Genomic DNA, 11017 nt, shown 5'->3' with positions numbered 1-11017 from the left:
CGCTGTACGAAAATGCCCGGTGTGTGGATCTCGTCCGGATCCAGCTCGCCGGTTTCGACCAGAATCTCGACCTCGGCCACTGTCACCTTGCCGGCCATCGCACATACCGGATTGAAATTGCGCGCAGTGCGCCGGAAGACCAGATTGCCAGCCTTGTCGGCCTTCCAGGCCTTGACCAGGGAAACGTCGGCCACCAGCGAACGCTCCATGACGTACTGTTGGCCGTCGAATTCGCGTATTTCCTTGCCGTCGGCGACGATGGTACCGACGCCGGTCTTGGTGAAGAAAGCCGGGATGCCGGCGCCGCCGGCGCGCAGTTTCTCGGCCAGCGTGCCCTGGGGGGTGAATTCGAGCTCGAGTTCGCCGGACAGGTACTGGCGTTCGAACTCCTTGTTCTCGCCCACATAAGAAGCGATCATCTTGCGGATCTGGCGCGTGGTCAGCAACTGACCCAGGCCGAAACCATCGACACCGGCATTGTTGCTGATGCAAGTCAGGTTTTTGACGCCCGAATCGCGCAGCGCGGCGATCAATGCCTCGGGAATACCGCACAGACCGAAGCCGCCTACGGCGATCATCTGGCCGTCCTTGACGACGCCTGCCAGCGCGTCGGCCGCGCTCGCATAGATTTTGTTCATTGCTCCTGCTCCTTGGTTATCTATTCCCGGCGCCGGCCGAACCGACCCAGAGTCCTTGCCTGAAATCGAAAAGATTGTAGCGGCAGCCAGACGGCAGCCGCATTGGCGCTATCCCGCGGGCGTGAAGACCGCGCCCAGCCTGCCCAGCACCTCGGCGGGCCAGGGCTGCGAACGGTTGTTGATGTAGTCCATCCACACCAGCACGTTGCGTCCGCGGGCATAAGCGCCCGACGCGTCGCCCACTTTGTCGAGGATGAGTTCGAACTCGAGGCTGGAGCGGCCGATGCGACCGACCCGATGCGTGACACGCACGCTGGCCGGATAGGTAAGCGGGCGCAGGAAATCGCACGATGCATGCGCCAAAATGGCGCCGTGATCGTCCGGCAGCTTCAGGCCGGCGCCGTACAGGATCTGCATCCGCGCCTCTTCCATGAGGCGGAAATACAGGGTGTTGTTCAGATGGTCCAGCGCATCGGAGTCGCCCCAGCGCAGGGGCACGTCCAGGGTGTGCGTATCGCCCACGCCCAGCGTTCGCCCGATTTCCGGACCCGCGCCGCCGCGGTCGTCCATCACCAGATTCATGCTCCAGTCTCCCTACTCTATACTTCGTTCAATGATAAACCGCCTTGCAGCAGGCCCGGCCCGGGGTTCGGCAGCCAACGGGCCGGTCGCACATAACAGGGGATAAGAGCATGTCCGAACGCGAGTCGATGGAATACGACGTGGTCGTCGTGGGCGGCGGCCCCGGCGGTCTGGCTGCGGCCATACGTCTGAAGCAGCTTGCCGGCGAGCGCAATCACAACGTCAGCGTCTGCGTGCTGGAGAAAGCCGCGGAGCTGGGCGCTCACACGCTGTCGGGCGCGGTCATGGACCCGCAGGCGCTCACCGAGCTCATTCCCGACTGGAAAGAAAAAGGCGCGCCGCTGACCGTGGCGGTCACGCAGGACCAGTTCCTGTTTCTCACGCAATCGGGCGCGCGCCGCACGCCCGATTGGTTGCTGCCCCAGTGTTTCCAAAACCACGGCAACTACATCGTGCGCCTGGGCGAATTCGTCAAATGGTTGGGCGAGCAGGCCGAGGCCCTGGGCGTGGACGTGTTCCCCGGCTTTGCCGCCGTGGAGGTGCTTTACGATGAGGCCGGCGCGGTGCGCGGCGTGGTCACGGGCGACATGGGCGTGGCGCGCGACGGCTCCCATACCGATCATTACCAGCCCGGCATGGAACTGCTGGCGCGCTACACGGTCTTCGCCGAAGGCGCGCGAGGTCAATTGGGCCGCCAGTTGATCGAGCGCTACAAGCTCGACGCCGGCCGCGATCCGCAAAGCTATGGCATCGGCATCAAAGAGCTCTGGGAAGTCGACCCCTCGCAGTCCAGGCCCGGCCTGGTGATGCACACCGCGGGCTGGCCGCTCGATTCCGACACTTACGGCGGCTCGTTCCTCTATCACCTGGACAACAACCAGGTGGCGGTAGGCATGGTGGTGGGCCTGGACTACGCCAACCCCTGGCTCTCGCCCTACGACGAATTCCAGCGCTATAAAACCCACCCGACCATCCGACCCACCTTCGAGGGCGGCAAGCGCATCGCCTATGGCGCGCGGGCCATCACCGCCGGCGGCCTGCTGTCGCTGCCCAAGCTGGTGTTTCCGGGCGGCGTCATGGTGGGCTGCGAAGCGGGCTTTCTCAATGCATCGCGCATCAAGGGCAGCCACGCCGCCCTCAAAACCGGCAAGCTGGCCGCCGAAGCGGCGTTCGACGCCATTGTGGCCGACCGCAAGCAGGACGAGCTCTCGGCCTACCCGGCCGCGTTCGAATCGTCGTGGCTGCACACCGAACTGAACAAAGCGCGCAATTTCAAGCAGTGGTTCAAAAAGGGCCGCACCGTGGCCACCGTGATGACGGGCATCGAGCAGTGGCTACTCAAGGGCAAGATGCCCTGGACCCTCCACCGCACCAAGCCCGATCACGCCTGCCTGCAGCCTGCCTCGCAGTGCGCACGCATCGACTACCCCAAGCCCGACGGCAAGCTCACCTTCGATAAGCCCAGCTCGGTGTTCATCTCGAACACCAACCACGAAGAGAACGAGCCCATCCATCTCAAGCTCAAAGACGCGTCGGTACCCGTGGCCATCAACCTGGCGCAGTACGGCGGCCCCGAAGCGCGCTACTGCCCAGCCGGCGTGTACGAATTCGTCAAGGACGACCACGGCGCCGACAAGCTGCAGATCAACGCGCAGAATTGCGTGCACTGCAAGACCTGCGACATCAAGGACCCGACGCAGAACATCGTATGGACGGCACCCCAAGGCGGCGAAGGGCCGGTGTATAGCGGCATGTAGCCTGCACCGGCTGCACACAATCGAGGCGCCGCAGACCGCGATCTTCGGCGCCTTTTTCACGGGCAATGCACATGAAGAAACGCATATTGCTGGTCGGCGCAGGCGACGTAGGCCTGCGCGCGGCGCGGGAGCTGCTGGCGCAGGGCGACGAAGTCTGGGCTCTACGCCGGCATCCGGCGGCAATCGAACACGAGCGGCTGCACTGGCTCGCGGCTGATCTCGGCGAGCCCGGAACCCTGCGCAATCTGCCCGCAGGCGTCACGCACGTGGCATGGGCTGCCGCGCCCGACGCGCGTAATCCGCAGGCCTACGCCCGCGTTTTCACGGAAGGCATCAAGCATGTGTTCGGCGCGCTCGACTGCGGCGCACTGCAACGGGTGGTGTTCGTGTCTTCGTCTGCGGTCTACGGCGAGTGCGCAGGCGCTTGGGTGAACGAGGACACGCCGCCCGCTCCGCCCGGTCAAAACGGGCGCATTCTGCTCGAGGCCGAGCAGTGGCTGAGGGATCAGGGACTGCCCTCAGTCGCATTGCGCCTGGCCGGGATCTACGGGCCGGGCCGCACGCAGCTGCTGGATCGTCTGCGCGCCGGACAGGCCCACGCGCCGATAGACCCGCCGCATTGGGCCAACCGCGTCCATGTGGAAGACGCGGCCTCGGCCTTGGTGCATCTTTTGGCCCTGGCCGATGCACAGCCGGTCTACATCGGTTGCGACGACAGGCCGCAACCCTTGCACGAACTGTATGCGTATCTGGCCGGGCTGCTGGGCGCCCCCTCGCCGGCGATCGGCCCGGCACCCGCGGGCGTGGGCAGCAAGCGGCTGGACAACGCCCGCCTGAAATCCAGCGGCTATGCGCTGCGCTGGCCCGACTCGCGGGCCGGCTATGCGACGCTCATCAACGCTTAGAGAGATACGACTGAGCGACGGCGACGACGCGATCCACGTCCGCCTCGGACACGTCCAGATGCGTGACCATGCGCGTGGGGCCGCCATAAGCGCCCAGCACCAGGATGTCTTGCGCCTTGAAAGCAGCGAACAGGCCTTCGCAGACCGACGGCTCGAAATCGATCATCACCATATTGGTCGCCTGCGACACCGACCTCACGTTCGGCAGGGTCTTGAACCCGGCGGCCAGGCGCTCGGCATTGGCGTGGTCCTGCGCCAGCCGCTCGACGTTGTGGTCCAGCGCATACAGGCACGCAGCAGCCAGGATGCCGCCCTGCCGCATGCCGCCGCCCAGCACCTTGCGCCAGCGGTAGGCCTTGTCGACCAAGGTCTTGCTGCCGACCAACACTGAACCGACAGGCGCGCCCATTCCCTTGGAGAAGCAGATCGATACGCTGTCGAAGGTCTCGCTCAGCTGCTTTAATGAAAGGCCGCTGGCCACCGACGCGTTGAACACGCGCGCGCCATCCAGGTGCGTCGACAGGCCGATGGAGTGCGCCCAGTCGGTGGCCTCGCGCACATAGCTCTGCGGGATCACCTTGCCGCTGAAGGTATTTTCCAGCGCCAGTATTTTGGTGTTGGCGAAGTGCGGATTGCCTTTGACCTTGACCGCAGCCTTGAGCTTGTCGAGCGGCAGCGTGCCGTCGGCGGCGTTCTCGATGGGCTGCGGCTGGATGCTGCCCAGCACGGCGGCGCCGCCGCCTTCGTATTTGTAGGTGTGCGCGAGCTGGCCCACCAGGTATTCGTCGCCGCGGTCGCAATGGGCCATGAGCGCCGCAAGATTGCTCTGTGTGCCGGACGGAAAGAACAAACCGGCTTCCTTGCCGGCGCGTTCTGCGACGACGGCCTGCAATCGAATGATGGTGGGGTCGTCACCCAGAACGTCGTCTCCCACCGGGGCCTGCATCATGGCCTTGAGCATGGCCTCGGTGGGACGGGTGACGGTGTCGCTGCGCAAATCAATCATCGGATGCTCCAAAAAGGCAGGGGCCGCCCGGGATTTGCCGATCCATTCCGGGGCCGGGCCGCGGCCCGGCCCCTGCGGCCCTCGCTACTGCGAAAAGAATCCGATGACTGTAGCACTACAGCGATTTGGACAGTTGCTCCAGAATCGCCGGGTTCTCCAGCGTGGAGACGTCTTGCGTGATGGCCTCGCCCTTGGCGACCACGCGCAGCAGGCGGCGCATGATCTTGCCCGAACGGGTCTTGGGCAGGTTGTCGCCGAAGCGGATGTCCCTAGGCTTGGCGATGGGGCCGATTTCCTTGGCGACCCAATCCCGCAGCTGCTGCGCAATGGCCCTGGCTTCATCGCCCTCGGGCCGGGCGCGCTTGAGCACCACGAAGGCCACCACGGCCTCGCCGGTGGTATCGTCGGGACGCCCCACCACCGCGGCTTCAGCCACCATCTCGTGCGCCACCAGCGCCGATTCGACCTCCATGGTGCCCAGGCGGTGGCCCGACACATTGAGCACGTCGTCGATGCGGCCCATGATCCAGAAGTAGTCGTCGGCATCGCGCTGCGCGCCGTCGCCCGCCAGGTAATAGCCCTTGAGCTCGGGAGGGAAGTAGCTTTTGACGAAGCGGTCCGGATCGCCCCAGATGGTACGGATCATCGACGGCCAGGGACGCTTGATCACCAGAAAGCCGCCGTTGCCGGCGGGCACGTCCTCGCCAGTCTCGTCGACGATGGCGGCCGTGATGCCGGGCAGCGGCAGCGTGCACGAGCCCGGCTTGAGCGGCGTGGCGCCAGGAAGCGGCGTGATCATGTGGCCGCCCGTTTCCGTCTGCCACCAGGTGTCGACGATAGGGCAGCGCTCGCGGCCCACGTTCTTGTGATACCACATCCAGGCTTCAGGATTGATGGGCTCGCCCACCGAACCGATGATGCGCAGGCAGTCGATGGCGTAGTTGCTGGGATGCGTTTTGGGATTGCCTTCGCAAGCCTTGATGAGCGAGCGGATGGCCGTGGGCGCGGTATAGAAGATCGTGGCCTTGTGGCGCGCGATCATGTCCCAGAAGCGGCCCGAATCGGGATACGTGGGCACGCCTTCGAACATGATTTGCGTCATCCCGCACGCCAGGGGGCCGTATGCAATATACGTGTGGCCCGTAATCCAGCCCACGTCGGCGGTGCACCAGAAGACGTCGTCGGGGCGCGCGTCGAAGGTCCACTTCATGGTGAGCATGGCCCACAGCAGATACCCTGCCGAGGAATGCTGCACGCCTTTGGGCTTGCCCGTCGAGCCCGAGGTGTAGAGAATGAAGAGCGGATGCTCGGCATTGACCGGAACCGGCTCGCAGACGTCGGACTGGCCGCCCTCGACATCGTGCATCCATACGTCGCGGCCTTCGGTCCAGTCGATCTTGCCGCCGGTGCGCTTGTAGACGATGACTTTGCGCACAGCCTCGCAGCCGCCCATGGCCAGCGACTCGTCGACCGCCGGCTTGAGCGGGATCTGCTTGCCGCCGCGCATCTGCTCGTCGGCCGTCAGAACGAGCGAGGCGCCCACGTCGACGATGCGCTCCTGTAGGCTCTTGGCCGAGAAGCCGCCGAACACCACCGAGTGCGTTACGCCCAGGCGCACGCATGCCTGCATGGCCACCACGGCCTCGATGGACATGGGCATGTAGACAATGGCGCGGTCGCCCGCCTTGTAGCCCAGACTCTTCAGGCCGTTGGCGAAACGACTCACGCGCGCCAGCAGTTGACGATAGGTGATCTTGTCTACCTTGCCATCGTCGGCTTCGAAAATGATGGCGACCTTGTCGCCATTGCCCTGAGCGACCTGGGCGTCCAGGCAGTTGGCCGATACGTTCAGCTCGCCGTCGCCGAACCAGCGGTAGAACGGCGCCTTCGATTCGTCGAGCACCTGGGTAAAGGGTTTGGTCCATTGCAGGTGTTCGCGCGCCAGGCGGGCCCAGAACGCGTCGGGGTCGCGCTCGGCCTCGGCGGCCAGGACGCGATAGGCTTCCATGCCCGAGATGGTCGCGCCCTGGGCCGCACTGGCGGGCGGCGGAAATACACGCGTTTCGACCAGGACCGATTCGATGGAATTGGACATGCTTTGTCTCCGTGTGGGGTTATTTTTTCAGTATCGCCATCTTGAGTTATACAACTTCGATACCGTATCGCCGTGCTCTTACTTCCACCTGACTGACAAAAGTCAACGGAACGCCATTTCAAGCAGGACGCGGCATGCGTACGCGAGCCAGCAGCGCCAGGCCGCCCACGAAAAACAGGCCGGTGATCAGGATGGCCAGGCGCTGATTGCCGTGGGTAATCCAGGTCACCAATCCGTAGGTCAGCGGCCCGACCACCGCGGCCAGCTGCACCGCGAAGGTCCACAAGGCGAAGAACTCGGCCAGGCGGCCGGCAGGCGCGAACACGCCCACCATGGCCCGCCCCGCGCTCTGGCTGGTGCCCATGCACAGGCCGGCCAGGAAAGCCGCGGCCCAGAACACCGGCACGGTGACCGCGGCATAGGCCGTCAGTACCATGGCGATCCAGCCGCACAGCGTGATCGCCAGCGCGCGTTTGTGGCCGATGCGGTCCTGCGCGTAGCCGAAGGCGAAGGCGCCCGCGGCCGCCGCGATGTTCACGGTGAACACCATGATCATGGTCTGCGCCATGCCGAAACCCATGACCTGCTGGGCATAGACCGCAGCTAGCGTGATGACCACCGAAATGCCGGCCTGATAGCAGGCGCAGCACATCAAGAGGCGGCGGTATTGCGGGTAATCGACGCCGGTCTCGCGCCAGAGCCGGGCCAACCGCGCCAGCATGTCGCGCATGTCGCGCCACAGGCTCTGCAAAGGCAGATTGCGCGGCGTGGATCGTTCGCGCAGCATGAGAAAGGACGGCAGCGCTGCCAGCACGAATACGGCGGCCGTGACCATGACGACCCAGGGCACATAACGCGGCGCTTGCAGACCATGCGACTGGCTGACGAGAACCACCACCAGCGACAGGCCCAGGCTGAGCATGCCGCCGCAATAGCCGAAGCTCCAGCCCCAGCCGGAGACGCGCCCCAATGCATGAGGCCGCGCCAGCTCGGGAAGAAAGGCCCCGATCACGGACTCGCCGATGCAATAGAAATAGTTGGAGCAAGCCACACCCACCAGGGCCAGCCATACGTCGCCCGGCCCGGCCCATATAAGCAGCAGCATGAAGCCCACATGGCCCAGCGTGCTGCTGTAAAGCAGCCGGCGCTTGCCCGCGCGCGCATCGGCGCGCGCGCCCAGCGTGGGCATGGTAAGCATGAGACAGAAATAGGACAGCGACAGCGCCGACGTCCAGGCCAGCGTGGCCCAAGGCGCCGCGCCGCCCACCACACCGACGAAATACGCGGAAAAGACCGTGGTGATGATGACGGTGGAATAGCCCGAATTGGCGAAGTCATACATCGCCCAGGCCCAGACTTCGCGCCGCGTCACGCCGGGATTGAGCGACCAGCCGGCCTCCCCGGCCGCGACATCGGTGGACGGGGCGGCCGCGCTCACAGGCCGAGCGCGGCGATGCCGGCGCGGGCGATCTCCGCGTCTTCGGTGGACTTCACGCCCGACACGCCCACGGCGCCGATGACCTGGCCGTCGGCCACCACCGGCACGCCGCCTTCGAGCATGCCATCGAGCGGCGCCGAGAGAAAGGAATAGCGGCCCTGGTTGATGATGTCTTCATAGACCTTGGACTCGCGCCGGCCCATCGCGGCGGTGCGCGCCTTGGCCGGGGCGATGTGCGACGAGACGGGCGCCGCGCCGTCGCCACGCAGCAGGCCCAGCAGGTGGCCGCCGTCGTCGGTTACCGCGATGGTCACAGCCCAGTTGTTCTTGAGGGCATGCGCCTCGGCGGCGGCCAGGATGTTCTTCACGTCTTGCGCGCCCAGTACGGCCTTGGTCTTCATTGCAGGGATTCCTTGATTTGTTCGAGTGCTGAGGGATCTTCGATCGTGGTGAGGTCGCCCGGGTCGCGCTTTTCGCATACGGCCGCGATGGCCCGCCGCAGCACCTTGCCCGAACGTGTCTTGGGCAAAGCGCCCACGAAGCGGATGCGCGCGGGACGCGCCACGGCGCCGAGCTGCTGTTCCACCACGCGCATGATATCGCCTTCCAGCGCGCGGGCGGCATCGAGGTCCTCGGCGGGCACAGCCTGCTTGAGCACCACGAAAGCCATGGCCACCTGGCCCTTGAGTTCGTCGGCCACGCCCACCACCGCGCACTCGGCCACGCCGGCATGCGTGCTGATCGACTCTTCGATCTCGCGCGTGCCCAGGCGGTGCCCGGCCACGTTGATCACGTCGTCGGTACGGCCCAGGATGAACCAGTAGCCGTCCGCGTCCACCCTGCCCCAGTCGAAGGTCGAGTAGTACTGCCTGCCCGGTATGGACGTGAAGTAGGTCTGCACGAAGCGCGCGTCGTCGCCCCAGATCGTGGACATGGCCCCCGGTGGCAGTGGCGGCACGATGGCCACCACGCCTTTCTGCCCCGCGGGCAGGTCTTCGCCGGTGGTTTCGCTCACCACGCGCACGTCATAGCCGTAGGTGGGAAACGAGGGGCTGCCGAAGCGCGCCGGCGTGAACTCCACGCCCGGCTGCGCCGACAGAATGGGCCAGCCCGATTCGGTCTGCCAATAGTTGTCGATGATGGGCTTGCCCAGGCCGTCAGACAGCCAGCGCGCCGTGGGCTCGTCCAGCGGTTCGCCGGCCAGATACACGGCGCGCAGCGACGACAGGTCGTGCCGCTTGAGCAGGGCCGGATCCTGCCGCTTGAGCACGCGCACCGCCGTGGGCGAGGAGAACAGCGCGTTGACGCGAAAACGCTCCACCAGTTTCCACAGGATCGCGCCGTCGGGACGCACCGGCGTACCTTCGTAAAGTATGGTGGTCTGGCCGGCGATGAGCGGGCCATACACGATGTACGAGTGTCCCACCACCCAACCGATATCGCTGGTGCAAAAGTACGTATCGCCCGGCTTGCCGCCGAACACGTATTCCATGGAAGCGGCCAGCGCCACGGCGTAGCCTCCGGTGTCGCGCTGCACGCCCTTGGGCCTGCCTGTGGTACCCGAGGTGTACAGCACATAACTGGGCTCGGAAGATTCCAGCCAAGTGATCGGCACCGCTTGCCCCCAGTGCTTGCGGCGCAGCACGTCATAGTCCAGGTCGCGCCCGGCCACGGGTTCGAAAGGGGCCAATCCCCGGTCGAAGATCACCACCGATTGCGGCGGCTTGGCGCACAGGCCCAGGGCCTTGTCCAGGAGCGGCTTGTAGGCCTGCACCTTTCCGGCTCGCGAGCCGCCGTCGGCGCTTACCACCACCTTGGGCGCCGCGTCGTCGATGCGCTGTGCCAGGTTCACCGAGGCGAAGCCGCCGAACACCACCGAGTGCACCGCGCCGATGCGTGCACAGGCCAGCATCGTGAACACGGCCTCGGGCACCATGGGCATGTAGAGCAGCACCCGATCGCCCCGTTCCACGCCCAGCCCGCGCAGCATGGCGGCCGCGGCGTTGACCTCGTCGTAAAGCTGCTTGCGGGTATAGACGCGCTCCCGGTCGACCTCGGTCGACACCCACACCAGCGCCGGACGGTCGGCGTACTGGGGCAGCCAGCGGTCGACCGCGTTGTAACAGAGGTTGGTGCGTCCGCCCACGTACCAGCGGGCAAAAGGCGGGCGGCTGTCGTCCAGTACCCGGGCAAAAGACTCGTCCCAGTGAATGCGCGCGGCCACGCGCCCCCCCAAAAACACGCGCATTTGTATAGATTAGTGATTTTAAAAACAGATTTTATTAATAAATCATATAATCTTTTTTGTAATATAATTATTTTTTCTTCAATTTTGAAATTGTTTGCATTTAAAAAAGAATCTGTATCCTTTAAAAATGTATCAGTTTCATTGATTGTAAACACGTCTAATTGGGTTTTTATAACATTTGAAGCGTTTTTACTTTTATCAATAATGTTTATCATATTTATTGTTATCTTTTTTAAACATTTAAATTGTTTTTCAAAATAATCAAAATTAAGTTCTTTATTTTCTTTCGGCCATTCTCTTAAAAGTCCTATTATTTTTGATTTTATTGTTAACAATCCATTTGGATCT

General features: G+C 64.2%; 9 protein-coding genes. 2 read left to right on the top strand and 7 right to left on the bottom strand.

The window, feature by feature from the left end; genetic code table 11:
* The coding region (locus ACTHJ1_RS00505; RefSeq protein ID WP_440186328.1) for a CoA transferase subunit A at positions 1 to 638 on the bottom strand (638 nt) is incomplete at its 3' end.
* Positions 639 to 746: 108 nt separating this feature from the next.
* Positions 747 to 1220 (bottom strand): acyl-CoA thioesterase, encoded by a 474-nt coding sequence (locus ACTHJ1_RS00500; RefSeq protein WP_440186326.1) that lies wholly within the window; start codon positions 1218 to 1220, stop codon positions 747 to 749.
* Positions 1221 to 1330: 110 nt separating this feature from the next.
* Here ACTHJ1_RS00500 and ACTHJ1_RS00495 point away from each other — a divergent pair, with 110 nt between their 5' ends.
* Both ACTHJ1_RS00495 and ACTHJ1_RS00490 read left to right on the top strand, forming a co-directional pair.
* Entirely contained in the window at positions 1331 to 2977 is a 1647-nt protein-coding gene (locus ACTHJ1_RS00495) for an electron transfer flavoprotein-ubiquinone oxidoreductase (RefSeq protein ID WP_440186324.1), read from the top strand.
* A 71-nt stretch (positions 2978 to 3048) separates the two neighbouring features.
* On the top strand, positions 3049 to 3882 hold the full coding sequence (locus tag ACTHJ1_RS00490) for an SDR family oxidoreductase (RefSeq protein WP_440186322.1): 834 nt from the start codon (positions 3049 to 3051) through the stop codon (positions 3880 to 3882).
* On the opposite strand, the gene ltaE is transcribed toward ACTHJ1_RS00490, so the two are convergent.
* The 5 genes from ltaE to ACTHJ1_RS00465 form a co-directional block, all read right to left on the bottom strand.
* The gene (gene ltaE / locus ACTHJ1_RS00485) at positions 3872 to 4888 is read right to left on the bottom strand and encodes a low-specificity L-threonine aldolase (protein WP_440186320.1); all 1017 of its coding nucleotides are present in this window, start codon (positions 4886 to 4888) and stop codon (positions 3872 to 3874) included. The genes ACTHJ1_RS00490 and ltaE overlap by 11 nt on opposite strands.
* 115 nt (positions 4889 to 5003) lie before the next feature.
* Positions 5004 to 6983 carry an acetate--CoA ligase gene (gene acs / locus ACTHJ1_RS00480; RefSeq protein WP_440186318.1) on the bottom strand — a complete coding sequence of 660 codons (1980 nt, stop codon included), beginning with the start codon at positions 6981 to 6983 and terminating at the stop codon, positions 5004 to 5006.
* Between the two features lie 118 nt (positions 6984 to 7101).
* A complete protein-coding gene (locus ACTHJ1_RS00475; protein WP_440186316.1) occupies positions 7102 to 8421 on the bottom strand; it encodes an MFS transporter in 1320 nt (439 codons plus the stop codon).
* Positions 8418 to 8822 carry a heme-binding protein gene (locus tag ACTHJ1_RS00470; protein ID WP_440186314.1) on the bottom strand — a complete coding sequence of 135 codons (405 nt, stop codon included), beginning with the start codon at positions 8820 to 8822 and terminating at the stop codon, positions 8418 to 8420. Before ACTHJ1_RS00470 ends, ACTHJ1_RS00475 begins: the two co-directional genes overlap by 4 nt.
* Positions 8819 to 10669 (bottom strand): propionate--CoA ligase, encoded by a 1851-nt coding sequence (locus ACTHJ1_RS00465; protein ID WP_440186312.1) that lies wholly within the window; start codon positions 10667 to 10669, stop codon positions 8819 to 8821. Before ACTHJ1_RS00465 ends, ACTHJ1_RS00470 begins: the two co-directional genes overlap by 4 nt.
* Between the last annotated feature and the right edge of the window lie 348 nt (positions 10670 to 11017).

Origin of the sequence: Bordetella sp., from assembly GCF_051960075.1 — a bacterium.
Classification (GTDB): Bacteria; Pseudomonadota; Gammaproteobacteria; order Burkholderiales; family Burkholderiaceae_B; genus Bordetella.
Note: the sequence above shows the minus strand (reverse complement) of the source record. Positions and strands in the feature narration are given on the sequence as shown.